At 71.5% G+C, this 26,048-nt stretch carries 17 protein-coding genes, 2 tRNA genes and 4 pseudogenes; 12 read left to right on the top strand and 11 right to left on the bottom strand.

Translation table 11 applies throughout. The features are described from left to right. Together ABT078_RS23320 and ABT078_RS23315 are read left to right on the top strand one after the other, a co-directional pair. A pseudogene (locus tag ABT078_RS23320) lies at nt 1-249 on the top strand (zinc-binding dehydrogenase); the annotation flags it as partial. Nucleotides 250-647: 398 nt separating this feature from the next. Then, nucleotides 648-1,001: pseudogene (locus tag ABT078_RS23315) on the top strand (tyrosine-type recombinase/integrase); the annotation flags it as partial. Between the two features lie 87 nt (nt 1,002-1,088). On the opposite strand, the gene ABT078_RS23310 reads toward ABT078_RS23315, so the two are convergent. Next, nucleotides 1,089-1,161: transfer RNA gene (locus ABT078_RS23310), tRNA-Arg, on the bottom strand. Nucleotides 1,162-1,355: 194 nt separating this feature from the next. Next, nucleotides 1,356-1,446 (bottom strand) — tRNA-Ser (locus tag ABT078_RS23305). 238 nt (nt 1,447-1,684) lie between these two features. Between ABT078_RS23305 and ABT078_RS23300 the strand changes: the two genes are divergently transcribed. Together ABT078_RS23300 and ABT078_RS23295 are read left to right on the top strand one after the other, a co-directional pair. After that, entirely contained in the window at nt 1,685-2,149 is a 465-nt protein-coding gene (locus ABT078_RS23300) for an SSI family serine proteinase inhibitor (protein ID WP_351230708.1), read from the top strand. A gap of 266 nt (nt 2,150-2,415) precedes the next feature. Then, nucleotides 2,416-6,432: a PAS domain-containing protein gene (locus ABT078_RS23295; protein ID WP_351230706.1), complete on the top strand. Its 4,017-nt coding sequence runs from the start codon at nt 2,416-2,418 to the stop codon at nt 6,430-6,432. A gap of 198 nt (nt 6,433-6,630) precedes the next feature. On the opposite strand, the gene ABT078_RS23290 is transcribed toward ABT078_RS23295, so the two are convergent. From ABT078_RS23290 to ABT078_RS23255, 8 genes and pseudogenes are all read right to left on the bottom strand, one after another. Beyond that, nucleotides 6,631-8,283: a long-chain fatty acid--CoA ligase gene (locus ABT078_RS23290; protein ID WP_351230704.1), complete on the bottom strand. Its 1,653-nt coding sequence runs from the start codon at nt 8,281-8,283 to the stop codon at nt 6,631-6,633. A 246-nt stretch (nt 8,284-8,529) separates the two neighbouring features. Next, nucleotides 8,530-9,084 carry a SigE family RNA polymerase sigma factor gene (locus ABT078_RS23285; RefSeq protein ID WP_351230702.1) on the bottom strand — a complete coding sequence of 185 codons (555 nt, stop codon included), beginning with the start codon at nt 9,082-9,084 and terminating at the stop codon, nt 8,530-8,532. Nucleotides 9,085-9,285: 201 nt separating this feature from the next. Then, a complete protein-coding gene (locus ABT078_RS23280; RefSeq protein ID WP_351230700.1) occupies nt 9,286-10,452 on the bottom strand; it encodes a lipid-transfer protein in 1,167 nt (388 codons plus the stop codon). A gap of 167 nt (nt 10,453-10,619) precedes the next feature. Next, nucleotides 10,620-11,006: pseudogene (locus tag ABT078_RS23275) on the bottom strand (MaoC family dehydratase); the annotation flags it as partial. Continuing rightward, nucleotides 11,003-12,046 (bottom strand): acyl-CoA dehydrogenase family protein, encoded by a 1,044-nt coding sequence (locus ABT078_RS23270; RefSeq protein WP_351230698.1) that lies wholly within the window; start codon nt 12,044-12,046, stop codon nt 11,003-11,005. The gene ABT078_RS23270 and the pseudogene ABT078_RS23275, both read right to left, overlap by 4 nt. Before the next feature lies 1 nt (nt 12,047). After that, entirely contained in the window at nt 12,048-13,208 is a 1,161-nt protein-coding gene (locus ABT078_RS23265) for a bifunctional MaoC family dehydratase N-terminal/OB-fold nucleic acid binding domain-containing protein (protein ID WP_351230696.1), read from the bottom strand. Next, on the bottom strand, nt 13,205-14,380 hold the full coding sequence (locus ABT078_RS23260) for an acyl-CoA dehydrogenase family protein (RefSeq protein ID WP_351230694.1): 1,176 nt from the start codon (nt 14,378-14,380) through the stop codon (nt 13,205-13,207). Before ABT078_RS23260 ends, ABT078_RS23265 begins: the two co-directional genes overlap by 4 nt. Before the next feature lie 225 nt (nt 14,381-14,605). Continuing rightward, complete coding sequence (locus ABT078_RS23255; RefSeq protein ID WP_351230692.1) at nt 14,606-14,917, bottom strand: hypothetical protein; 312 nt, start codon at nt 14,915-14,917, stop codon at nt 14,606-14,608. Nucleotides 14,918-15,267: 350 nt separating this feature from the next. On the opposite strand from ABT078_RS23255, the gene ABT078_RS23250 reads away from it, so the two are divergent. The 8 genes and pseudogenes from ABT078_RS23250 to ABT078_RS23215 form a co-directional block, all read left to right on the top strand. Then, nucleotides 15,268-16,164, top strand: coding sequence for a bifunctional DNA primase/polymerase (locus ABT078_RS23250; protein WP_351230690.1), 897 nt, complete (start codon nt 15,268-15,270; stop codon nt 16,162-16,164). 341 nt (nt 16,165-16,505) lie between these two features. After that, complete coding sequence (locus ABT078_RS23245; protein ID WP_351230688.1) at nt 16,506-17,801, top strand: LAETG motif-containing sortase-dependent surface protein; 1,296 nt, start codon at nt 16,506-16,508, stop codon at nt 17,799-17,801. Between the two features lie 896 nt (nt 17,802-18,697). Continuing rightward, nucleotides 18,698-19,036, top strand: a complete 339-nt coding sequence (locus ABT078_RS23240) for a MerR family transcriptional regulator (protein WP_351230686.1) — start codon at nt 18,698-18,700, stop codon at nt 19,034-19,036. Nucleotides 19,037-19,456: 420 nt separating this feature from the next. Continuing rightward, nucleotides 19,457-19,660: a cold-shock protein gene (locus ABT078_RS23235; RefSeq protein ID WP_014047008.1), complete on the top strand. Its 204-nt coding sequence runs from the start codon at nt 19,457-19,459 to the stop codon at nt 19,658-19,660. Nucleotides 19,661-20,017: 357 nt separating this feature from the next. Next, nucleotides 20,018-21,541, top strand: coding sequence for a DEAD/DEAH box helicase (locus ABT078_RS23230; protein ID WP_351230684.1), 1,524 nt, complete (start codon nt 20,018-20,020; stop codon nt 21,539-21,541). Nucleotides 21,542-21,594: 53 nt separating this feature from the next. Continuing rightward, nucleotides 21,595-21,993: a CBS domain-containing protein gene (locus ABT078_RS23225; protein ID WP_351230682.1), complete on the top strand. Its 399-nt coding sequence runs from the start codon at nt 21,595-21,597 to the stop codon at nt 21,991-21,993. A 47-nt stretch (nt 21,994-22,040) separates the two neighbouring features. Then, nucleotides 22,041-22,352, top strand: coding sequence for an SCO5918 family protein (locus tag ABT078_RS23220; protein ID WP_351230680.1), 312 nt, complete (start codon nt 22,041-22,043; stop codon nt 22,350-22,352). Nucleotides 22,353-22,414: 62 nt separating this feature from the next. After that, nucleotides 22,415-22,585, top strand: a pseudogene (locus ABT078_RS23215) (ketosynthase chain-length factor); the annotation flags it as partial. A gap of 693 nt (nt 22,586-23,278) precedes the next feature. Here the strand turns inward: ABT078_RS23215 and ABT078_RS23210 are convergent. After that, a complete protein-coding gene (locus tag ABT078_RS23210) occupies nt 23,279-25,735 on the bottom strand; it encodes a SpoIIE family protein phosphatase (protein ID WP_351230678.1) in 2,457 nt (818 codons plus the stop codon). Nucleotides 25,736-26,048: the final 313 nt, after the last annotated feature.

The following is a 26,048-nucleotide window of genomic DNA, read 5'->3' as shown; positions in this document are numbered from 1 at the left end:
ATCTCGGTGCATGCATCAACGCTGGTGAGCAAGTCCCTGACGCTGCGGGGCAAGAACATCATCAGCGGGTGGCCTTCCGAGGCGACCCCCGAGAGTCGGGCGTCCGACATCGCCACCGCGAAGCAGATCGCGTTGGCGCTCACGGACCAGTTCGACGTGGCCGCCACGTACCGCCTCGGAGAGCTGGCTAACGCCGTGGAGCACGCGGTACGGCCCGGCAAGGTCGGCACCGTCCTCGTCCGCCCCTGACAGCGGCAGCGGAGGTCGGTGAAGTCAAGCCACGAACGATCTTGAAAACCGTCGTGGCGGCGACGTCACCGTGGATTCAAATCCCACACCCACCGCAGATGAACAGCCTCTGACCAGCAAGATTGGGTCAGGGGTTGCTTCTTTGCCCATCCCCGTGGTTCCCCGCTCGATCGGGCACGCGAGGGGCACGCCTCAGACGCCGGCGCTGGCCACCCACTCAGCCCTGAGGTCCGCACACACGATGCGTACCGCCCGGATCGGCGACGGCTCCGACATCACCGAGCAGGCGGTTGCCTCCTATGTCGCCAAGTACGCCACCAAAGCGGCCGAGTCGACCGGCAGCCTGGACCGCCGGATCGGGAACCGGGAAGTCCTCGCACCCACCCGGTCGCCGAGGAAGGATGCGCCGCGCTCAGCAGCTCGGGGACCGGAAAGCCGCCAAAAAGCTCTGGCAGGACACCCACGGGCTGATCTTCACGACGAAGCACGGCACCCCGATCGAGCCGGGCAACCTGACCCGCATGTTCGCCCTGCGTGCCCGCCGTGCCAGCCTCCGGGCCATCCCGCTGCGGAACACCCGCCACACGTGCAGCTCGCTCCTGGTCGCGCTCAAGGTCCACCCGAAGGTGGCCCAGCGCATCCTGCGGCATTCGCAGATCGCCATGACGATGGAGGTCTACGCGGAAGCGAGCGAGGAAGAGGTACGCGAGGCGATCGGCAAGCTGTCCGACGCGATGGGCGGCACCGGCTGACATCGGCCGACACGGTTGCTGTACTTCGCTGCTGTATGGCCCAACGCCAGAGGCCCCGGACTCATCGCCCGGGGCCTCTGGCCTGTGTGCACTCGGCAGGATTCGAACCTGCAACCTTCTGATCCGTAGTCAGATGCTCTATCCGTTAAGCTACGAGTGCTTGTGCGTTCCGGGCTTTTCTGCCCGGTCTGCGTTGCGGGAACAACATTACATGACCTGCGCCGTCAGGCGAAATCCATTAGCCGCACCCCATCTGACCTGCAAAAACGCCCGTACAGCGGTACGTGCGGGCGCAGTCGCCGGTCCGGGAACGACCGAAGCCCCGGCCGTCGGGCCGGGGCTTCGGTGTTGGGGCGGAGGCGGAGGGATTTGAACCCTCGATGGGCTTTAAGACCCAAACCGCATTAGCAGTGCGGCGCCATAGACCGGACTAGGCGACGCCTCCAGCACACCCGCGCGGGCGCGAGTGGTGCGTGCAGATGATGACACAGCCGGGTGGGGTGTCACCAATCGCTCCCCACGGTACTAGGCGCGCGGGCCCCGGGGCAAAGAGCCGCTCGGGCGTGGCCGGGGCGGGCAGCCCCCGGGCGGGTCAGTCCCGCTTGCGCAACGAGCGGGCGTGCGGAGCGTTAGAGATGCCGGGGCGGATGCCGCTCCCGACCGATCACTCTCCAGGAGTACTCATGCTGCGCCGCCTCGCCTTCACCGCCGTCGCGACCGCCACGGCATCAGTCGCCGCGCTCGTCGTCACCTCCCCGGGCGCCTCCGCGTCCGGGATCGGGCCGCTCCCGCTGCCGCTGCTGCAGCCGGAGGAGACGCAGGACCGGCTCACGGTGATCACCTCGGACACCGGCAACCCGGTGGCCGACGGTACGTACGAGCTGACCTGCGGCCCGGCCGGCGGCACGCATCCCGAGGCGCAGGCCGCCTGCGACCGGCTGGAGGAGCTCGGTCAGGAGGGGGCGGACCCGTTCGCGCCCCTCGCCGGGGACGCGATGTGCACGCAGATGTACGGCGGCCCGGCGACGGCCCGGGTCACCGGCATCTGGCACGGGCAGTCCGTCGACGCCGCCTTCGACCGCAGCAACGGCTGCGAGATCGGGCGGTGGCAGACGCTGGAGCCGGTCCTGCCGACGGCCCGGTACTAGCTCCCGCCCTCGGCGCGGATCACGTGGCGAGCACGGCGTACCGCGGCGTGCGCGCCGGTCGCTCCGGACAGCGCCCAGGTCACGGGCCGTAGCGAGGGTCACGGGACCGCTGCGTGTACACAGAACCTTGGTGAGAGCTCCCCCTCATCCGCCGCCGCACCCCCACCGCCTGCCCTTAGACTCCCTCCAGTGACAGGCTGCGGCCCGAGGGGCAAGATGGGGTCGGCCGTCCGCAACATGCTGTATGTCAGGGAGGAAGCGTCGTCGTGAGCAGCAGGCCATCCCGAGGCGCTGCTCGCCTCGCAGCCATACTCGACGCCCTTCCGGACGGGCTCGTGCTCGTCAACGCCAACGGCACGGTGGTCAACGCCAACACCATCGCCCTGGAACTGTTCGAGACGCCGGGTACGGCCTTGATGGGGCGAGGGCTGCTCGATCTGCTCCCGTCCTTCGACTCGAAGCTGATCCCGGGATCGATGCGGCGGCCGGACGCGGCCGACGAGCGCGGCCGGACGAAGCCGACCCGCATGGTCGCGCGGCGCACGGACGGCTCGGAGTTCCCCGTCGAGGTCACGAGCGCGAACCTGGAGGACGGCCGCGAGGCCTACGCCTCGTACGGCAGCGGCAGCAGCAGCAGCAGCACCAGTGGCGGCTACACCGGCGACGAACTCCTCATGCTCGTCGTACGCGATCTCTCCGGCACCGTCGACACCGAGGCCGAACTCGCCCGCTCCCAGCGGCAGACCGAGATGATCCTGCGGGCGGCCGCCGAGGGTGTCGTCGGCACGGACACCGAAGGCCGTGTCGTGCTCGTGAACCCGGCCGCCGCCCAGATACTCGGTTTCCGCGCCAGCGACCTCGGCGGCAAGAAGCTGCACCCGCTGGTCCTGCACTCGCGGCCGGACGGCGAGCCGTTCCCGTACGACGAGTCGCCCCTCGCCGACACCCTCAAGTCCGGGCGCAAGCACCGGGTGCGCGGGCAGGTGCTGTACGCGAAGAACGGCAAGAAGGTGCCGGTCGATCTGACGACCGCACCGGTGCGCGACGGGGAGCAGCTCGTCGGCGCGGTGCTGACGTTCACCGACCGGCGGCCCTACGAGGAGCTGAAGGAACGGCACGCCAACCAGAGCGCGGAGCGCGACGAACGGCATGCGGCCGAGCTGACGGAGCTGACCGAGAAGCACACCGCGGAGCTCGCCGACAGGACGGAGCGGTACGCGGCGGAGTCCGAGGAGCGGGACGAGCAGGTGGCCTCGCTGACCGCCCGGCTGAACCAGCTGACCGCGGTACTCGGCGAGTCGCTGCGCGGGCCTCTGGACGAGCTGCGCGGCGAGCTCGGCAAGCTGGCCGCCGACCCGGCCGGGCAGCTGTGGCCCGAGGCCAACCAGATCCTGCACCACCTGGCCGCCGGCTACGCCCGGATGACCACGCTCGTCGACAACGTGCTCGGCTTCCAGCGGCTCGACGCGGGCGCGGAGCCGCTGCAGCGGGCGAAGGTGCTGCTCGACGGGGTCGTGGCGGCCGGCGTCGACGGGGCGGTCGAACTGATCGGCCCGGGGCGCGCGCAGTTCGCCGTGCACGCGCCGCCCATCGAGGCCGAGGTGGACGCGGCCCGGCTGTCGACCGCCCTGGCGCACCTGGTCGCGGACGTTGCCGGCGTCGACTCGACGGGCAAGACCCGGGTCGTGGCGGGTGCGGGCGGCGGGTACGTCGACTCGACGATCGTGGTCGCGGCGGCGCAGCGCGGCGATGTCGTACGCATCGAGGTACGCGGCCCGTACCCCGGGGGCGATCCGGTGCACGAGCCGATCGTCCGCGGGATCGTGGCCGCGCACGGCGGTGTGCTGCAGACGCACGAGGTGCCGGGCATGAGCGGCAGCGCGTACGTGCTGGAGGTACCGCTGGGCGAGGGAGCCGGAATGGTGACGCCCCCGGCCGCCGCGACGCCGGCGCTGCCCGCGCAGGCACAGTCCGGCGGTGGCGGGCGGCGACGCGCTCGGCGGGCGTCCACGGACGCCTTCCTGGAGAGCCCCGTGCCCGAGAACGGTACGGGTGGGACTCCGGCCGGTACGGGCGGTGGCACCGGCCGTCGCCGCGGTCGGCCGAGCCCGGCGGAGATGGGCGCATCCGTGGCACCGGCACCCGCGGCCGAGGTCGCCGTGGTCACCGCGGCGGAAAATGCGGGCGGCGCGGCCGGGCGCCCGGCGCTGGGCGACACCGTTCCGCCCCAGGGTGTGGGCCCAGAGGCCTCGGCAACCCCGCAGCCCACGGGCCGTCGTGCCCGCCGTGCCGAGGCGGCTATGCCCGCCCTGCCCCCGGCGACGCCGGGGGGGCCGGGGCCCGCGAGTCCGTCCGCACCCGCGGCGCAGGCGCCCGCGGCAGCACCGGCCCCTCCCGACGCGTCCGCGGTCCCGGCGCAACCCGCGGCTCCCGCACATCCCGTGGCCCCCACGGAATGGCCGGCTGCCGGACAGTCCAACGGCTCGGCCCCCGGCTGGCCCGTGCCCGGGCAGAGCAATGCTCCTGCCGTCATGACGCAGGCGCCGCACGCGGACCCGAACGGCACCGGTGCCTCCGCGCTGCAGCCCGCCGGGGCCGGGGCCGGGGCCGGCACGCAGCCCGGCGGTGGGCGGCGCACACGGCGTGCGCTGGCCGGTCCGCAGGAGCGGGCCGCGAGCGATGACGCGCAGGAGGTGCGGGTCGCGTTCGCGCTGCCGCCCGCCGACGCCGACCGCGTCGCCGCGCCTGTGGCGGCCGCTCATGACGGCGAGGGCCGCCACGACGCCGCACGCAGCGAGCCGGGCACCGACCACACCCCGCCGCAGCCGCATCCGGTGCCGACCGGGCGTCGCCGTGCGCGCCCGGAAGCGGCGACGGGGCCGGAGTGGGCCGACAGCGGAACCGCCGGGCAGGGCCCGGCCGCGCTCGCCGGCGCCCCCGCGCCGGCGGCCTCCTCCGCACCGGCGCCCGTGCGGGCCGAGGACGGCGACACCGGCTCCGTGCCGCTGCCGCCCGCGGCCGCCGCGCCGGCTCCGGCCTCAGCGGCCCCCGCAACCACGTCACCGCGCGTCGCGCAGCCGCTGCCCGCGGAGGCGCCGCTGTCCGCCGACGCTTCGCAGGGCCGGTCGTTCAGCGTGCGCACCCTCGGGCAGGGCGTGCCGTTCGCGCAGCAGGCCGGGCAGACGCAGCACCCCCTGGCGAGCGCGCAGGCCAGGCAGGCCACGCCGGTCCGGCAGCCCGCGCAGGCCACACCACCCGCCCCGGCCCCGAACCAGTCGCTCGGCCAGAACCAGACGCTCGCCCCCGGACGCCGGCGCAAGCTGGCCGCCCCGCCCGAGGACGACAGCCGCGGTGAGCGTGCGCTCCCGGAGACGGCCGCCCGGCCGCACCCGCAGCCCGCGCAGCCCCAGCAGCGGCTCGCCGCTGCTCCCGCCGAGGGCCGGTCGTACGCGATAGGCGCACCGGACGAGGGCGCCGAAGGCCCCGAGCCCCTCGACGGCCCCGGTGGCGCCGTCGAGGTGGCGAACCAGCCCGCGCCCTTCCCCGTGGACGACGAGCTGCCCCCGGAGCCGCTGGACAATCCGCGCCGTCTCCTCGTCTGGCCCGCGCCGGACGTCGCCACGCAGCAGGCGCTGAGCGAGCGCGGCTACCGGCCGGTGATCGTGCACTCGCGCGAGGAGGTGGATGCGCAGATCGCCGCGTTCCCCGCGGCGCTCTTCGTCGACCCGCTGACGGGGCCGATCACGCGTACCGCGCTTCAGTCGCTCCGCCAGGCGGCGGTCGCGGCCGAGGTGCCGGTGCTGCTGGCGGCCGGTCTGGGGCAGGCGACGCGTGAGGCGGCCTACGGCGCAGACCCCGCCGTACTGCTCAAGGCGCTGGCACCGCGCGACAGCGAGCAGCACCCGTCCCGCGTGCTGCTGATCGAGGAGCACGACGACATCGCTGCCGCGCTGACGGCGACGCTGGAGCGGCGCGGTATGCAGGTCGCCCGGGGCCGGGCCGACGCGGACGCGGTCTCGCTCGCCCAGCAGATGCGGCCGAACCTGGTGGTGATGGACCTGATGCAGGTACGTCGCCGACGCGCGGGGATCATCGACTGGCTGCGTGCGAACGGCCAGTTGAACCGCACCCCGCTGGTCGTCTACACCTCGGCCGGCCTCGACCAGGCCGAACTGCCCAAGCTCTCCTCGGGCGAGACGGTCCTGTTCCTGGCGGAGCGCTCCACGAGCGCCGAGGTGCAGGGCCGGATCGTGGATCTGCTCGCGAAGATCGGTACGAACTAGCGCGAGGACGAACCGGCGCGGGCACGAGCGGAGGCCCGGCACAAGCAGGGCCCGGCACAAGCAGGAGCCCGGCACAAGCAGGAGCCCGGCAGGAGCAGGTACATGCCGGTACGGACCCGGGGCCCGGCGCGCATGACGCGCGCCGGGCCCCGGGCCGTTCGTTCCTGCTACCGCCTGTCCGACCAGCTGCCTGCCTGCCTACCGCAGTTCCGTGACGTCCAGTTGGCCGTCCGCGTACTGCCTGCGGATCACCTTCTTGTCGAACTTCCCGACGCTCGTCTTCGGCACCGCCGGGACGAACGCCCAGCGCTCCGGCAGCTGCCACTTCGCGATCTTCTCGGCGAGGAAGTCCTTCAGCGAGGCGTAGTCCGCGGTCGCGCCGTCCCTGAGGACGACGGTGGCCAGCGGACGCTCTCCCCACTTCGCGTCGGGAACGGCGACGACCGCCGCCTCCGCGACGTCGGGATGCGCCATCAGCGCGTTCTCCAGCTCGACGGAGGAGATCCACTCGCCGCCGGACTTGATGACGTCCTTCGCCCGGTCGGTGAGGGTGAGGAAGCCCTCGGGGCTGATGACGCCGACGTCACCCGTCTTGAGCCAGCCGTCGTCGCTGAACTTGTCCTCCGGCTTGAGGTCCTCGCCCGCCGCACCGCCGTAGTACGCCCCCGCGATCCACGGTCCGCGCACCTCCAGCTCACCGGCCGCCTCGCCGTCCCACGGCAGGAACTCGCCGGCGGGCCCGCGCAGCCGGGCCTCGACGCCGGCCGGGAAGCGGCCCTGCGTGAGGCGGTAGCCGAACTCCGCGTCCGTGCCGACCGCGTGGGCCGGCGGCCGGGCGATCGTGCCCAGCGGGGAGGTCTCGGTCATGCCCCAGGCGTGGCAGACGCGCATGCCCAGGCTGTCGAACGCCTTCATCAGCGACGGCGGGCAGGCGGAGCCGCCGATGGTGACCTGGGTGAGGGAGCTGACGTCGCGGGGCTTCGCCGACAGCTCGGCCAGCAGGCCCTGCCAGATGGTGGGGACGGCGGCCGCGTGGGTCGGGCGCTCGGTCTCGATCATCTCGGCGAGCGGCGCGGGCTGGAGGAAGCGGTCCGGCATGAGCATGTTCACGCCGGTCATCAGCGCGGCGTGGGGCAGTCCCCAGGCGTTGACGTGGAACTGCGGGACCACGGCGAGGCTGGTGTCCCCGTCCGTAAGACCCATCGACTGGGCCATGTTCACCTGCATGGAGTGCAGATAGATGGAGCGGTGGGAGTAGACGACGCCCTTGGGGTCACCGGTGGTGCCGGAGGTGTAGCACATGGCCGCGGCCGTACGCTCGTCCAGCTCCGGCCAGGCGTAGCCGGTCGGCTTCCCGGCGATCAGCTCCTCGTAGTCGTGGACCTGCGCCTGCGCCCCGGCCAGCACCGAACGGTCGCCCGGGCCCGAGACCACGATGTGCTCGATCGTCGGCAGCTGCGGGAGCAGCGGGGCGAGCAGCGGCAGGAGGGAGCCGTTGACGATGACGACCCGGTCGGCGGCGTGGTTGACGATGAAGACCAGCTGCTCGGCGGGGAGTCGCAGATTGAGGGTGTGCAGGACGGCGCCCATGCAGGGGATCGCGTAGTACGCCTCGACGTGCTCCGCGTTGTTCCACATCAGCGTCGCGATGCGCTGGTCCCCCTCGACCCCGAGGTCGTCGTGCAGGGCGTGCGCCAGCTGGGCGGCGCGCTCACCGATCTCGCGATAGCTGCGGCGCTGCGGCTCGCTGTCTCCGGTCCACGTCGTGATCTGTGACGTGCCGTGGATGGTCATCCCATGCTTCAGGATGCGGGTGACGGTCAGTGGTACGTCCTGCATGGTGCTCAGCACGGCGTCCTCCCGGGGCGCACATCTCCGGACCGGGGGCCACCCCCCGCGTCCCCTGGCCTACGTGGCAGTAAGGGTGTGGAGATTCTGCGCACGTACCGCGCGGTATGTCACTACCCCCGGGTACGAAATCGAGGACGAGAACGGAATGCCGGTGACCCTGCCGACCGGTGAGGCGTGGCCGACCGGCGGCCGAACAGTGGCCCACCAGCGGCGCGAGCCGTGCGACGGCGGGTGCGCAGCGCCCGGTCAGCGCACCGGGGCGAGTTCCGGGTCCTCGCGGAGCTTGCCGAGCGCCCGGGAGACCGCGCTCTTGACCGTGCCGACGGAGACCCCGAGCACCTCGGCGGTCTGGGCCTCGCTGAGGTCCTCGTAGTACCGCAGCACGACCATGGCCCGCTGCCGGTCCGGGAGCTTCATGACGGCACGCCACATCGCGTCGTGCAGCACCTGCTGCTCGGCCGGGTCCGGTGACGGCACCCCGGACGGCTCGGGCAGCTCGTCGCACGCGAACTCGTCCACCTTCCGCTTCCGCCACTGCGACGTCCGCGTGTTGAGGAGCGCGCGGCGGACGTAGCCGTCGAGCGCCCGGTGGTCCTCGATGCGCTCCCAGGCGACATACGTCTTGGTGAGCGCGGTCTGCAGCAGATCCTCGGCGTCGCACGGGTTGGCCGTGAGCGACCGGGCGGTACGCAGCAGCACGGGCCCCCGCGCCCGTACGTACGACGAGAACGACGGGTACGACAGGTAGGAGGGCTTCGGCGATGCCGCCCTGGAGGCGGTTGCGCAGACTGGCGTGGTCATGGCTCCACGCTAGGAGCGGCCCCTGCCCCACGGGATCGGCCCAAGGTCCCGAAAGGGGATCCGCCTCAGGTTGTAGGGGTGGTGAACTCCCCACCTCCTGAAGGTGGAGGGCGTCGGACCCGTGAGTAGGGGTCGCGGGAGCCCCTCATCGGGGTACACCGGCCTGCCCGGCCACCCGCGGCCGCGCTGACCAGGGCGGGCTCAGCCGTCCGCCCCCAGGACGAGCCCCGAGGTCGGGACTCCCGTGCCGGCCGTGACGAGGGTCGTCGCCGCGCCGGGTGTCTGGTTGACCGAGGTGCCGCGCAGCTGCCGGACCGCCTCCGCGATGCCGTTCATCCCGTGCAGATACGCCTCTCCCAGCTGGCCTCCATGGGTGTTGAGGGGCAGGGCGTCCCCGGCCACGAAGTCGGCCGCCTCACCCGGCTTGCAGAAGCCGAACTCCTCCAGCTGCATCAGCACGAACGGCGTGAAGTGGTCGTAGAGGATGCCCACGTCGATGTCGCCGGGGCCGAGGCCGGAGGTGCGCCAGAGCTGGCGGGCGACGACGCCCATCTCGGGGAGGCCGGTGAGATCGTCCCGGTAGTAGCTGGTCATCTGCTCCTGCGCCCGTCCCGCGCCCTGCGCCGCCGCGACGATCACCGCGGGTGGATGGGGCAGATCCCTGGCCCGCTCGACGGACGTCACCACGATCGCCTGGCCGCCGTCCGTCTCCTGGCAGCAGTCCAGCAGCCGCAGGGGCTCGACGATCCACCGGGAAGCGGCGTGATCCGCCAGGGTGATCGGCTTCCCGTGGAAGTACGCCGCGGGGTTGCGGGCGGCATGCCGGCGGTCGACCACCGCTACATGGCCGAACGCCTCCGGGGTCAGTCCGTAGGCGTGCAGGTAGCGCTGGGCGGCCATCGCCACCCAGGACGCGGGGGTGAGCAGCCCGAACGGGATGTTCCACCCGAGCGCCGCACCCTCGGCCGACGGCTCCCGCTGCTGCACCCCCGAGCCGAACCGGCGGCCCGAGCGCTCGTTGAACGCCCGGTAGCAGACGACGACGTCGGCGACGCCCGTGGCGACGGCGAGCGCCGCCTGCTGAACGGTGGCGCAGGCCGCCCCGCCGCCGTAGTGGATCCGGGAGAAGAACGACAGCTCGCCCATGCCGGCCGCCTGGGCGACGGTGATCTCGGGGCTGGTGTCCATGGTGAAGGTGACCAGCCCGTCGACGTCGGCGGGGGAGAGCCCGGCGTCGTCGAGGGCGGCCCTGACCGCCTCGACGGCCAGCGTGAGCTCGCTCCGGCCGGAGTCCTTGGAGAACTCGGTCGCCCCGATGCCGACGACCGCAGCCCGCCCGCCGAGCGCGTCGGCCCTGCGCACGCTCATGACCCCGCCCCCGGTGCCGGCGGCGAACCAGGACCCGCCTCCGGCCCCGGGTGTCCCGGGTGCGGTCCCGCTTCCGGCCCCGGGTGTCCCGGATGCGGTCCCGCTTCCCTCCCCGGGTGTCCCGGATGCGGTCCCGCTTCCCTCCCCGGGTGCCCCGGGTGCGGTCCCGCCCGCCCGGGAACCGTCACGGTCACCGTGCCCGTGACGTGCTGTCCGATGCCGTTCGCCCCGAGGACGCGCACCTGGGCCGTGTCCCCGTCGACGTCGGTGACCGTGCCGGTCAACGTCATCGTGTCACCCGGGTAGTTGGGCGCACCGAGCCGTATCGCGACCCTGCGCAGGACGGCCGTCGGGCCGAAGTGGTCGGTGATGAACCGCCCCACCAGGCCGTTGGTCGTGAGGATGTTCATGAAGATGTCCGGGGAGCCTTTCTCCTTGGCGAGCTCCGCGTCGTGGTGCACGTCCTGGTAGTCCCGGGAGGCGATGGCTCCCGCGACGATCAGGGTGCGGGTGATCGGGATGGTGAGCGGGGGCAGCTCGTCACCGGCCTTCATGTCCCGGATCCCTCCTCCGTCGCGCCGAACGCGATCACGTCGCCCAGTTCTGCCAGGACTTCACTGCCGCAGCCCAGATACGCGTCGAGCTGGCGGCCCCACAGGAAATGCCGGTAGACCGGATGATCGAGGTCGGCGCCGAGGCCGCCGTGCAGATGCTGGCCGGTGTGTACGACCCGCCTGCCCGCCTCGGACGCCCACCAAGCTGCGGTCAGCGCGTGCGTGGCGCACGGCAGTCCCTCGTCGTGACGCCACGCGGCCTCGTACGCCGTGACCCGTATCGCCTCCGTGTCCATGTACGCATCGGCCGCGCGGAGTTGGACGGCCTGTTTGGTGGAGAGAGGGCGGCCGAACTGCTCCCGTACCGACGTGTACGCGACGGCCCGGGCGAGCGAGCCCGCGCAGACACCTGCCTGGAGCCCTGCGAAGGCGATCCGTGCGGCGGCGAGCACGTCCTCGTACGCCCCGTCGCCGCCGAGCCGCTCGCCACGCGCGCCGTCCAGCACCAGCCGGCCCGCCGCCCAGGGGGCGGTGGTCTCCACACTGGCCGTCTCCGCGTCCACGGCCCGTACCAGCCACAGGCCTCGGTCGGCGTCCGGCACCAGGACATGGGTGGCGCCCCTCAGCCATGGCACCCATGTGACGGTCCCGGTCAGCCGCCCTTCCTCGTCCGCACGTATCGCGCCCCGGGCCGCGAACGCCCCGGTCGCGACGGCGGTCCCGTCCGACAGGGAGGGCAGCAGTCGCTCCCGCTGCTCGTCCGTGCCGTGCCGGTCCACCGCGAGCAGCCCGTACGCACAGCTCGCGGCGAACGGCACCTGCGCGGTCGTGCGGCCCTGCTCCTCCAGCATCAGCACAAGGCCGAGCAGCCCGACGTCCGCCACGGCTGCGGGCAGCCCGGCCGCGCACAGCGCCTTCCACAGCTCGGCGTCCGTCCCCGTCCCGGCGGCGGCCAGCCGCTCGTGCGTGGACAGGTCGCCGAAGATCCGCGCGGTCAGGTCGCGGGCCGCGGCCTGCTCGTCCGTGGGTGTGAAGTCCATGTCAGCCCGCGCTCTCTGCCGGCACGGCGAGCACTGCCGGAGCTTTCGGCACTTCCGGCTCGTGCGACTCCGCCGACGGCCGGAACACGGGCAGCTCCAGTTCCTCGTCCACCCGCAGGAACTCCAGCCGCACCGGCATCCCGATCCGCACCTTGTCGTACGGCACCCCCACCACGTTGCTCACCATCCGCACGCCCTCGGCCAGCTCGATCAGCCCCACGGCATACGGCGGGTCGAAGGCCGGGAACGGCGGGTGGTGCATCACCACGTACGAGTAGACGGTCCCCTCGCCGCCCGCCTCGACCGTGTCCCACTCCGCCGAGCCGCACGCCCCGCACCCCGGCAGCCAGGGGAAGCGCAGCGTCCCGCACCCCCCGCACCGCTGGATGAGCAGCTTGTGCTCGGCGACCGCGTCCCAGAATCCGGCGTTGTCCCTGTTGACCACCGGCCGGGGCCGTCGGGCCCGCTGCTGCCTCCCCGCGGTGGCCGGTGCCGCTGCCTGCGAGGCCACCTGTGCCTGCGCGGGTGCCCGCGTCGGCGCCCGGCCCTGCGCCTGCGTGACTGTCTGCGTCGGTGCCCGGCCCTGCGCCTGCGTGACTGTCTGCGTCGGTGCCTGCGCGGGTGCCCGCGTCGGCGCCCGGCCCTGCGCCTGCGCGGGTGCCCGCGTCGGTGCGTACTTGAGGATGCGGAAGCGGTGCGTGCCCGCGAGCTCGCCGTCCGCGCGGATGTCCATCCTCGTCGTGACGAAATGCCCCGTCCCCAGCTTGGTCGTCTTGCGTGGCGACACCGACTCGATCGACGAGTCGTAGGTGATCCGGTCGCCCGGCCGCAGTGGTCGCAGATACTCCTGCTCGCAGTCGGTCGCCACCACCGAGGTGAATCCGGCGCCGTCGAGCAGCGCGGACAACTCGTCGTACGCGCCCGTGCGGTCCGCGTGCCCGGACAGCCCGCCCATCGTCCATGCCTGGAGCATCGTCGGCGGAGCGATCGCGTCCGGTCCTCGGTACGCCGGGTTCGTGTCCCCCATCGCCTCGCACCAGTGCCTGATCATCGGCTCGTTGACGAGGTCCTTGCCGGTGCCCGCGTGGACTGCGACCCGCCGCCCCTCGTACGTCCTCAGCAGCCCGTACAGCTCGTCCGCATCCGCTTCTCCCGCACTCACCGCTTCCCCCTCCTCATGCCGAGCCGCATCGTCGCGACGATCTCCCGCTGCACCTCGCTCACCCCGCCCCCGAAGGTGTTGATCTGCGCCGCCCTGTTCATCCGCTCCAGCTCCCCGCTGCCGGAGCCGCCCGGCGAACCGGCCCTCACCAGACCCGCGTCCCCCGTGATCTCCTGGCACATTCGATACACCTCAACGGCCGATTCGGTTCCCATGAACTTCACGCCGCTCGCATCGCCGGGGGCGAGCCGGCCGGCCCCCACATCGCCCACCAAACGCCAGTTGAGCAGGCGCGTTGCCGCGAGCCGGGCATGCACTTCGGCGATCCTGGACCGGACCCACGGCTCGTCAACCGGACGCACGCCCGTCACCGGATCGGGAGTACGGGCATGCTCCAGCGCCGCGGCCGCGAAGTCCTCGGCCTGCATGCCGATCGCGGCGAGCGCGACCCGTTCGTGGTTGAGCTGGTTGGTGATCAGCCCCCAGCCGCCGTTCTCCTCGCCGACCAGATGCGCGGCCGGGACGCGGATCGCGTCGTAGTACGTCGCCGTCGTCGTCAGCCCGCCGACGGTCTCGATCGGCGTCCACGAGAAGCCGGGCGCACCGGTCGGGACGAGGATGATCGAGATGCCCTGGTGCTTGGGCGCGTCGGGGTCGGTGCGGCAGGCGAGCCAGATCCAGTCCGCGTTCTGGGCGTTCGAGGTGAAGATCTTCTGCCCGTCGATCACCCAGGAAGCCTCCGCGCCGTCGTCGTGCCGCACCGCCTTCGTCCGCAGCGCAGCGAGATCGGTCCCGGCCCCGGGCTCGCTGTAGCCGATGGCGAAGACGACGTCCCCGCGCAGGATCCGCGGCAGGAAGAAGGACTTCTGCTGCTCGGTGCCGTACTTCATCAGGGTCGGGCCGACCGTGTTCAGCGTGACCATGGACACGGGTGCGCCCGCACGGTACGCCTCGTCGAAGAAGACGAACTGCTCGTCGGCTCCGCGCCCCTGCCCGCCGTACTCGACCGGCCAGCCGAGCCCGAGCATGCCGTCGGCGCCGATCCGGCGCAGCAGCCTGCGCTGCTCCGCCGTGTCGTCGGCGCCCGGCGGCCCGTCCGGCATCACGTCACGGAAGTACGAGCGGAGTTCGGCGCGCAGCCGCTGCTGGCGCTCAGTCGGGGCGAGGTGCACGGCGGGGGCCTCCCGGGCGCAGGATGGGTTTCTGACTGTCCGTCAGATAGCGAGCGCCTGTCAAGGCGTGAGCGCGCGCTCCGACGCGAGCCGGCACACGGGCGGCTCGGGCCGCCGCGACAGCGGACGGGCGCGGACATGCGAAACGGCCTGCGCGCCGATGCCGTAGCACCGCCACGCAGGCCGTTGTTCACCCCTCGACCAGGCTCCCCTTCGGGCCGCGTCCTACCAGAGCTCGAAGAAGTTCACGGTCACGGTCTCGGTCGACTGGTCGATCGCCGTGAAGGCCGAGCCGTTCACGCTCACCGTGTTGTTCCGGTTGGACGCGCCGGCACCGGTGGCCACTTGCTGGGTGGTCGTCGAGATGCCGTAGTTGTCGTTGCCCACGCCACTGCCCTCGATCTCGGCCACGGACGCGTTCGATCCGTCGCCCGCGAAGGCACCGTTGTCGGCCTGGGCGACACCCGAGAAGAGTGCGGCGGCGAGAGGCAGCGCGGCGACAGCGGCGAGGGCGCGAGCGGTACGGATGCTTGCCATGTCAATTCCTCCAGGAACCGTAGGTGCACCCCTGAGTGCACCGGAAGTACGGAAGTACGGCTGGGACCCGGGCAGTTGGCCGACCGCCTCGGTCGTGCTCACGACGTCGCGATTCCAGAGTTGCCCACCGAATCCCCGGCGAACCGTCGCGGACGCCCCGATTCCTCCTCAAGCGTGAGGACATGTCGATAAACCCCCTTCACGCCCTCAACGTCCCAGCTCACGACCTCGCGGACCCCGAAAACCGCCCACGGCAGGAGAAGAAGCGTTCCGGCACATTTTCCGTCATTCCTCTCCAACCCCCTCTTCCCCCTCTTCCCTTATTCGAACACTCGTACGAACATGGAACCATGGCCACCACCGACCGGCACAGCGCCACCCTGGCCCTCGCCCACGCTCTCTCCGCCGCCGAGCGCGGGCTCCCCGTGATCCCCCTGTCCCCCACGAAGCTCCCCGCGCTGCCCTCGCCCCACCGCCGCGACCAGCAGCCGGTCCTCTGCCGCGGCGAGTGCGGGCTGCCCGGACACGGTGTGCACGACGCCACGACGGACCCGGCCGGCGTACGCGCCCTGTTCGCCGCCGCACCCCGGGCCACGGGCTACGGCATCGCCTGCGGCCGGCCCCCGCATCACCTGATCGGCATCGACCTCGACACCAAGAGCGCCGCGACGGGGGGATCCGACTCCGTCACGGCCCTTCGGCAGCTCGCGCTGCAGCACCTGTTCACCGTCCCGGAGACGGTCACCGTGCTCACGCCCAGCGGCGGCCGCCATCTGTGGCTGAGCGGCCCGCCCGACGTCGTCGTACCGAACTCGGCGAGCCGCCTCGCACCCGGAATCGACGTCCGGGGCAGCGGCGGCTACCTCGTCGGCCCCGGCTCGGTCTCGGCGCACGGCGCGTACCGGCTCGCGCCCGGCACCGCAGACCTGCCGCCCGCACCCTGCCCCCGCGCACTGCTGCGCCTGATCGCGCCCCCCGCGCGTCGCCACCCCCACGACCCTGAGCCGTCGCACGCGGACGACCGGGCACCCAGGGGCGAAGGGCTGGTCCAGTTCGTACGCGCCGCCCAAGAGGGCCAGCGCAACACGCGGCTGTTCTGGGCGGCCTGCCGCGCGTACGAGAACGGCATCGGGGACGCACTCGCGGACGCCCTCACCGAGGCTGCGGTCCGCACCGGGCTCACCGAGCGGGAGGCCCGCGCCACGATCGCCTCGGCGGCACGGCTGAGCACGGGACGCCGCGACTAGCCATGCCCTCGGCACCGTCCTGGACGACGGGGCCGAGGGGGCCGGCACGACCCCTCGGACGACCTCGCCACCACACCCGGGCGAACAGCCGGCACCCACTGCACCGATGCGAAATGACATGCATCACAAAATTGGCCCGAACCAGGAAGGCAACTACCCCCTTACGGGGCATTTGCCTGCGCCGTGAGCAGGCCACGCCGCGCTCGTCGCCTGCACAACTCGCTTCCTACGGCGGCATTTCCGGTCATACGATCACGGGACAGCGGCCCTGCGTGGGTGCTACCGCAGCGGCTGCCCCAACGCTTTCGAACCCTGCCTCTCGGACCCACTAAAGGACTCCGTTGAAGATTCGCCGCACGCTTGCCACGGCCGTCGTCGCCGCCGTGACCACCCCCGTCGTCCTGCTCTCCGTCACCCCGGCCTCCGCCGACGCCAAGCCGCCCGTTGCGTCACCGGCGCAGCGCCAGGCCGCCGAGGACAAGCCTTCCATCGAGGAACTCGAGAAGGCCGCCGCGGAGGCGCAGAAGGCGTACGACGATGCCGTCGCCGCGCAGAAGGTCGCGCGGGCCGTCGTCGAGGCCGCGCTCTCCGACGACGCGCCCCTCACCGTCGCTGCCAAGGCCGCCGAGAAGGAGGCGGCCGATGCCGCCACCGCCAAGGAGAACGCCGACCAGGCACTCGTCGACGCCCAGGCCGCACTCGCCGCACTGCCCGAGGCCGCCACCCCCGAGGAGAAGGCGGCCGCGGAGCAGGCCGTTGCCGACGCCGAGACCGCCGCCGTGGCTGCCGCGGCCGCCAAGACCGCCGCCGACGAGAAGGCGGCCACGGCCCGCCGGGTGGCCGATGACGCCCGTGTCGCCGCCGCCAGGGAGTACTCCAAGGCCCAAAAGGCCGTGGAAGAGGCCCTCAAGGCGAAGGAGGCCGCCGACAAGGCGCTCGCCGACGCCAAGGAGGAGGCGGAGGAGGGCGAGGACTGCGTCTTCGAGAGCAAGCTCACCACGGTCGTCACCGGCCTGCCTTCCAAGATTGTCGCCGGCTCGACGACCGACTTCTCGCTCCGCGTCACCAACGGCACCGACAAGACGCTGGACGAGGTCTTCCCGTTCGTCTACTTCCACGCGACGGACAAGAGCGGCTACAACGTCATCGACGACGCCTTCCACCTGCAGTGGTCGACCGCCACCTCCCCGACCTGGAAGAACGTGGAGGAGGAAGGCGGCTACGCCGGCTCCGTCAGCCCGCTGAAGGCCGGCGCCCACGCCGACGTGAAGCTGCGCCTGAAGGTCGACGCCACGGCCCCGGCCGGTGAGGGCCTGGCCTTCGTCGCCGGTGACTACGTCAACGACGACGAGTCCTGCGGCGGCAACGACTTCACCGAGTACGCCTTCGAGCTCCTCGCCGCGGGCACCGACGCGGGCGACGTCGATGACGCCGAGCCCGGCAAGACCACGCCGCAGACCCCGGACAACAAGCCGCAGGGCGTCACGTCCACCACCCCGGTGAACGCCGGCACCCTCGCCGACACCGGCTCGTCCTCGGCCCTCCCGCAGCTCGCCGCTGCATCCGGCGCGGCCGTGGCCGTCGGTGCCGGCGCGGTCTTCGTCGTCCGCCGCCGCAAGGCCGGTTCGGTCGCCTGACGCACCCTCACACAGTCGCGCAGTACGTACGAGAAAGGCGCCCCCGCATTCCGCGGGGGCGCCTTTCTCCACGCCTGTCCCGTCAGGACGGATCCGCGCCGGTCTGCGGGCCTGCCCCGGGTTGCGCGTCCTGCTCGGCCTTCGCCTGACGACCCCTGCGCCACCACGCCGGGCACTCCCTGTGTCAGCTCCACCGGCACCGGACGGGCGTCATCGCCCGGCCGAGATCCCCTCCGTCAGCCGTCCCCGGAACCAGCGTCGTGGGACGGTGCTCGTCCGGCGGACGACCCGAGGTTGCGGCCCTCACGCCCACCGGCCCGGCACGGCGCGCCCCGTCCGGCGGAGCTTTCGGGGTGGCTCTGACGACAGAAGTCGCGCACGCCCCCCTCAGAAAACCTGTCATGGCCGTCATACACATGCGTGCCCGCCCGGGGACTATCGTCTTCCTCGTAGCCGAGAAACCCAGAAGGCGCGACAACGGAGACGGACTGCCGCGCACGCAGGACCAGAAGGATGTGTCACGGCAGTGGAGCGGCGGGGCCGGAGTTCCCGCGGACGCCCGGTCGACCGCCGGGGCAGCGCGGCTCACCCAGGGGCCGCAAGCAGTACGCACTGTGCGCAGCAGGCAGTTGACCAGCAGGAAAGAAGAAGGAAGAAGGCAGACGCCATCAGGATCGCCCGGGCAGGAATCCGGTCAGCCCGGTACCGCAGGCCCCGGAACGGAAGGTGCCCCACGGTCACCCATGCGCGATCCCCGCACACGCCCCTCTGCCGGGGAACCGTGCGGAAAGAGAAGCCTGGCACCGAAACAGGCCGGCAGACGGTGTCCATCCTTCGGGGTTCCGGTGCCGTACGGCACCGGAACCCCTCGACGCGTTTCCCGATCAGAGGTGCAAATGACCGCAGAGAACTCCTTCGACCGTCTCGATGACGACGACTACCCCGCCTACACCATGGGCCGAGCCGCCGAGATGCTCGGCACGACCCCCGGCTTCCTGCGCGCGATCGGTGAAGCCCGCCTCATCACCCCCTTGCGTTCGGAGGGCGGACACCGCCGCTACTCCCGATACCAGCTGAGAATCGCCGCTCGTGCCCGCGAGCTCGTCGACCAGGGCACCCCCGTCGAAGCTGCTTGCCGCATCGTCATCCTCGAAGACCAGCTCGAGGAAGCCCAGCGCATCAACGAGGAACTGCGGCGCTCCGCCGCCGAGCCCCGACACGGGGCCGAGGCTTGATGCATTTGCCTGCCGACCCGTCGCGTGGCCAGCCGGCTCCGGCCCCTGGGCGGCGGTCCGCCCTGCCGGACCTCGACCGTCCGGCCCCACCCATAGCGACTGCACCCCTGCGCAGAAACACTTCGGTCGGCGTCGCCCAATATCTGTGACCGCGAAATGAGAAATAAGGTCAAGGCGCGATGACGGTATCTTGCGCGGCGGCCCGTGTGGAATTGTTCACCGCGCGGGGCCGATCCCGGCGTGCTACTGTCGATCTCAGTTGCAGTTGTGGTTCCCAAACTCCAAGTGCCTCCATAGGCGTGATGATGCCGCTGGAAGCACTTGTGTAATTTCCGGCTAATTTTCCGGACGGGGCAATCATCGCGGCGACACGGGTTCCGCACAGTGTGGGCCCGGGCACTGCCCCGAAGGAGAATTGACATGGCATCTGGCACCGTGAAGTGGTTCAACGCGGAAAAGGGTTTCGGCTTCATCGAGCAGGACGGTGGCGGCGCTGACGTGTTCGCCCACTACTCGAACATCGCCGCCCAGGGCTTCCGCGAGCTGCAGGAGGGCCAGAAGGTGAACTTCGACATCGCGCAGGGCCAGAAGGGCCCGACGGCGGAGAACATCGTTCCCGCCTGACGCCGACGCGTAGCACGAGCTGGGGCCCGCACCGTGGGGTGCGGGCCCCAGCTCGTTGCATGGGACGGTGCAGCGTCGCCCCGCATCCCCGGTAATTCCACCGCGGCAGTCCTCTCGGACCCCAGTCCCGTCGCCTGACGAACACCCAAGCTCCGGATATCGACTCCGTATGAGCTGATCAAGACTCCGGCCTGCCGTCCGGATCGCTCGGCGCATTTGAGCGGACACCCCGCCATTCTCTGTCGCCCGGCCCTGTTTTCGCTTCTGCTTTCAGTTTTGGCTCGTTCTCGCGATTCACCGCGCCGCTCTTCTGCTGCGGGAATTCCTTGATACGTGCCGCATCGAGGAAGGTTCCGCATGAACCGCACACGCATGAACGACCGCTACTCCCGCACCCGTGCCGGCAGTGCCGATGGCTCCGGCCGTGGCAGCCGCCTCCGCTCATCCAGCCCCAGCCCCAGCCGCTCCGGTGCCCTCAGCCGTGCCGGCGGGCCGAGCCGCTCCGGCGGCTACGGTCGTCGGCCCGCCGCGGTGCAGGGAGAGTTCGCGCTCCCGAAAACGGTGACGCCCGCGCTGCCGGCAGTCGAGGCGTTCGCCGATCTCGACATGCCCAGGCAGCTGCTCGACGCACTGACCGCAGAGGGCGTGAGCGTGCCGTTCCCCATCCAGGGTGCGACCCTGCCGAACACCCTCGCGGGCCGTGACGTGCTCGGTCGCGGTCGGACCGGTTCCGGCAAGACGCTGGCGTTCGGCCTCGCGCTCCTGGCCCGTACCGCCGGACGTCGCGCCGAGCCCCGCCGGCCCCTCGCGCTGGTTCTCGTCCCGACCCGGGAGCTCGCCCAACAGGTCACCGCGGCGCTGACCCCGTACGCCCGGGCGCTGGAGCTGCGGCTGACGACCGTGGTCGGGGGGATGTCCATCGGCCGCCAGGCCAGTGCGCTGCGCAGCAGCACCGAGGTCGTCGTCGCGACTCCGGGCCGGCTGAAGGACCTCATCGACCGTGGCGACTGCCGACTGAACCAGGTGGGCATCACCGTGCTGGACGAGGCCGACCAGATGGCCGACATGGGCTTCATGCCGCAGGTCACCGCCCTGCTCGACCAGGTGCGACCGGAGGGCCAGCGGATGCTGTTCTCCGCCACCCTGGACCGCAACGTCGACCTCCTCGTGCGCCGCTACCTGACCGACCCCGTCGTGCACTCCGTCGACCCCTCGGCCGGGGCGGTCACCACGATGGAGCATCACGTGCTGCACGTCCACGGCGCCGACAAGCACGCCGCCACCACCGAGATCGCCGCCCGCGACGGCCGCGTGATCATGTTCCTGGACACCAAGCACGCCGTTGACCGGCTGACCAAGGACCTGCTGGCCAGCGGGGTACGGGCCGCCGCGCTGCACGGCGGCAAGTCCCAGCCTCAGCGCACCCGTACCCTGTCGCAGTTCAAGAGCGGGCACGTCACCGTGCTGGTGGCGACCAACGTGGCGGCGCGCGGAATCCACGTCGACAACCTCGACCTCGTCGTGAACGTCGACCCGCCCACCGACCCCAAGGACTATCTGCACCGGGGTGGGCGCACCGCGCGCGCCGGCGAGTCCGGCAGCGTCGTCACCCTGGTCACGCCCAACCAGCGCCGCGACATGACCCGTCTGATGGCGGCCGCGGGCATCGTCCCGCAGACCACCCAGGTCCGCTCCGGCGAGGCCGAACTGCACCGCATCACCGGGGCCCAGGCGCCCTCCGGCATCCCCGTCACCATCACGGCGCCTGTGACCGAGCGCCCCCGGCGCAGCGCCGCCACACGCGGCCGGCGCAGTCGACGCCCCTCGCAGGCACCGAGCCGGGCCGCCCGGCGGCAGCCGGCCTTCGACGAGGCCGCCTAGAACGCTCGCGATCAGGACACTGACCACTGACCCATCCCTGCAGGAGGCACCTTGTGACACTGGCTCAGATGCAGCCCCGCCCGGCGAGCGCCGTCACCGAGAACGGGACGCCGGTCGACGTCATGGACGGGGCCGGACTCCGCGTGTGGGACGACATGACCGTTGAGGTGGCTCTTTCCGTCATGGCCAGTGCCCGCGCCGGGCACCTGCTCGTCTGTGACGAGGACAGCCAGTGCACCGGCGTGGTCACCCAGACCCGGCTCACCGCCGTCCGCAACGACTCCGCGTATACGGACCGGGTTCGCCTGCGCGACATCCACGGCGACAGCGTGCCTTTCGCCTCGTCCGTCACCGTGGTGGCCGATGCCGAGCACACGATGCGCTCCGAGCGCCTCGGGGTCCTGGCCGTCGTCGACGAGCACGGTTGTTCCCTGGGCTACCTTTCCCGCTGAACCGCCTCACCCACCCGGCCGTTCTCCCCTGCTCCTTGCGAGGCCTCATGCGCTGTGTCATCGCCCGTTTCCCGTTCGACCTGACCAAGAGCGGGGTGCTGCAGTCGATGAAGGGCATCAAGCCCGAGCCCGTCACCGGAGAATCCGTGATCATCGGCCGCCGCCACTACCCCCTCAAGCAGGTGGGACAGGTCATCACCCGCCAGGACCGGCGTGATTTCAGCGCCGGCGAAGTCCGGCGGGCCATGACCCTCCTCGGCTTCACCTGCCAGACCGTCCCCGCGGCCACACCACCCGCCCCCGGCCTCAGCCCATACCAGCAGGCTTCCGCGATGCTCGGCACGCCCCTCTCGGGCTGACCCGCAGGGCAGGCAGAAGCCGCGGCCCCGAACAGCATGTGGGGCCCGACCGGCGCGCGCTGGTCGGGCTCGCGGGTTCGGGCGGCGGCGAGTTCGGGCAGCGTGAGCTGCAGCGGCTGTGGGGTCAGGGCTCACGCTGTGTGGGCCCGTACCAGTCAATCGCCTGGTTCTACGCGGCGAGCACCGGGCAGATCTCGATCCGCGGCCGGTTCAAGGGCCCCTGCACCGCGGTCACTCGGTGGGTCTCTGTGGCTGAAGTCGCTCCGGGCTCCAGAGCGGTTCGGTTCGGCCTGAGACGGACTCCCCGAGCGGCACTGCTCGCTCGGGCACAGGCATTCCTCGACAGCGAGCCGATGCAACGGGTCGGCTGGAAGGGTATGAGGCTTCGATCCAGGGTGGGCCGCGGGCGTGGGACGATCTCCAGGCGGGATACCGGCGGCTGCCTGCTGGTTCGGTTCGCCATGTGTCGCGGGGCCATACCGACGTAGAGCAGGCGCCCGGCAGCCAGGTCGGCAAAGGGCACGAAGTACCACTCGTAGACCCCGGCCGCCGCCGGCACGGGGCTGGGCCGCGTCAACACCTCCTGCGCTGACCACAGGCGCTCAGGCTTGGTGATGGCAGCAGAGTCCACGGAGCCTCCGGTGTCGGCAAAGGCTGGTGGCTGCAGGCTGACATATCTGGTCCACAGCGGAGCTTGGGAGCCACTGTCTTCTAAGCCTGGCGGTGATCTCTGATGCATCTGCCCACCTCGTCCCGTCAGGACGCCGGGACTGCCGTTGCGAGCGTGCGGGCCCCATGGTCGCCCTCGATTGACCGCGGCTGACCGCTGGATCTGGCACGAATCTGGCCCGCGGGCTCAAAGATTGACACGGTCCTCCGCGATGAGACGGCCTCCCCAGTGTCCAGTGGTGCCGGGATCGGTCACCTCACGTGCTTGACGTCGGCGCGCCGACGGGCAATCGATCAGCGGCCGGATGCGTGGCAAGGTCCGCCTCGGCCCAGATGACCTTGCCGCCCGGTGTCGGGCGGGTGCCCCATCGGCGGGACAGCTGGGAGACGATGGCGAGGCCGCGGCCGTTCTCGTTGGAAGGGCTCGCGTTACGCGGACGCGGGGAGCAGGCGTCGGTATCCGATACTTCGACGGTCAGGACCTGGTGCCGGGTCAGACGCAGATCGATCGGTCCGGTGCCGTGGCGGACGGCGTTGGTGACCAGTTCGCTGACGATCAGCTTCGTGGAGTCCTCGAGTCCTTCCAGTCCCCATTCGGCCAGCTGACCGGCGGCCAGGTTTCGGGCGCGGCGGGCAGTGGTGTCGTCGCTGGGCAGTGTCCAGGAGGCGACCTGGTTCGGGCTGAGTGTGCGGGTGCGGACCAGGAGCAGGCTGGCGTCGTCGCACGCCTCTTGACCTTGGACGGGCTCCATCGCGCGGGTGCAGAGGTCCTCCAGGGAGAGATCCGGTTGCGCGAGGGCGGTGCCCAGGCGGTGCATTCCCTCCTCGATGTCCTGTCCTCGGGTCTCGATCAGGCCGTCGGTGTACAGGGCGAGGAGACTTCCCTCGGGCAGTTCCAGCTCGACGGCCTCGAAAGGGATCCCCAGCCCGATACCGAGGGGGACTCCGGTGGGAAGGTCGGGGAAGGTCACCCGGCCCTTCGGGTCGATGATCGCGGGCGGGAGGTGTCCGGCGGTTGCCATGGTGCACTTCCGGGTGACCGGGTCGTAGACGGCATACAGACAGGTGGCGCCCACTGCCGCGTCGCTCCGGTCCGGATCGTCGCTGTCTCCTTCAGCCACTCGCTGGACCGTGTCATCGAGGTGCGCCAGCAGTTCGTCGGGGGGTAGCTCCAGGCCGGAAAGCGTGTGGGCTGCGGCGCGGAGCTTGCCCATCTTCGCGGCGGCGTTGACGCCGTGTCCGACCACATCGCCGACGACGAGGGCCACCCGGGCGCCGGACAGCGGGATCAGATCGAACCAGTCGCCCCCGACGCCCCTGTCGATGTCGGCGGGCAGGTAGCGGGAGGCCGCCTCCACCGCCAAGCCTCCCCTGAGACGGCGCGGGAGCAGATTGCACTGGAGCGCGAGGGCCGCGGTGTTCGCGCGCGCGTACTGGCGCGCGTTGTCCAACGACACCACGGCGCGGCCGACGAGCTCCTCGGCCAGGAGCAGATCGCACTCCTGGAAGGGCATCGGGTTCTCGGTGCGGACGAACAACGCCGTGCCCAGCAGGACGCGCCGCGCACGGATGGGCACGACCATCACAGAGTGCATGCCGTTCTCACGGATCCTCTGCGCCAGTGCCGGCATCCGGTCGATCCACGAGCCCGGAGAGGTGTCCACCTTCGGTACCAGACGGGACTCGCCGGTGATCAGGGCGACGCCGATCGGCGAGGCGAACGGTACGTGAACGGGCTCACCGCGCACCCACGGGGACTCCGGCACCCCTGGGCGGATCGAAGCCAGACCGGCACGCCGGAGAACGGGGAGGCGCTTGCCGATCGAGCCGATGCGGACCGGGGGCCCCTCGCCGAACAGGGCCGACTGCTCCAGGTCCACGGCTACGAAGTCGGCGAACAGGGGCACGGCGAGATCGGCCAGCTCCTGACCGGTCTGCATCACATCCAGGGTCCTGCCAAGGCGCGTACCGGCCTCGCCGAGGACGACGAGGCGCTCGCGCACCCGCCGGCTCTCGGCGACGTCGACGCTGATGTTGCACACCCCCAGCGGCTGGCCGTCGGCGCCCTGGAGACAGGAGAACGAAACCGCGTACGGGCGCTCCTCACCCAGACTCGCCGGCAGCCACGTGCGGTACTCGTGGACCTTGGTGCTACCGCTCCTCAGCACCCGCCGCATCACCGCCTCCGTGGCTTCGGTTTCGACACTGGGCCATGCGTCGGTGATCCCGAATCCGAGCCGCCGGCCACGGGAGATGCCGTCGTGGCTCTCCATCGCGTCGTTCACCCAGGTGCAACGCAGCTCCAGGTCACGGACGACGACGCCGATCGGCGCGCGGTCAAGAATCGACCCCTGCACCAATACGTTCACCGCGTCCCCGGACGGCACGCCGATGTCGGTCACGGAAGCGAGCCACCGCACTGCTCCGTCCTGCCCCCGTACCAACGAGATCCGCAGGCCGACGTCGAGCATGCGGCCGTCCCGGTGGCGCACCGCCGTCGCGCCCGACCAGCCGTTCCGGGCACGGCACTGCTCGACGAACGCCGACATCGCCGACGCTTCACCGAAGGACGGCAGCACGAGCGCGGCGGACCGGCCGACCACCTCGTCGGCGGAGTATCCGACAAGGTGCTGAGCGGCCTGCGTCCACGCGACCACCGTTCCCTGCCCGTCGAGCAGCGCGAACGCCGTGTCGGATATGTCAGACGCGTGCATCTGCCTACCGAGTGTCACTCGGTCGATGCTGATCGTGGTCGTATTCATCGGGGCTGTCGTCCTCGGTTGGCCGGGAATGGGCAACATGGGGCATAGAAGTAAATTTGTCTCTTACGGGGCAATGACAGGACGGCGCCCTGCCCTGTGACAACGTCGCAGCCGTGGCTGATACCAGTTCGGTCGTGCAGGCCCGCTGACGGGCCGCGCAAGGCGGGCGCAGCGAGTGGACGGCATGCGTGCGACACCCGGGAGCGGCGCCCAGGAAGCGAGCATTCTCTGCGGCCACCCTCCGCGACGTCTCGCCGGCTGTCGC

Origin of the sequence: Streptomyces sp. NPDC002133, from assembly GCF_040296405.1 — a bacterium.
Taxonomy (GTDB): Bacteria; Actinomycetota; Actinomycetes; order Streptomycetales; family Streptomycetaceae; genus Streptomyces.
Note: the sequence above shows the minus strand (reverse complement) of the source record. Positions and strands in the feature narration are given on the sequence as shown.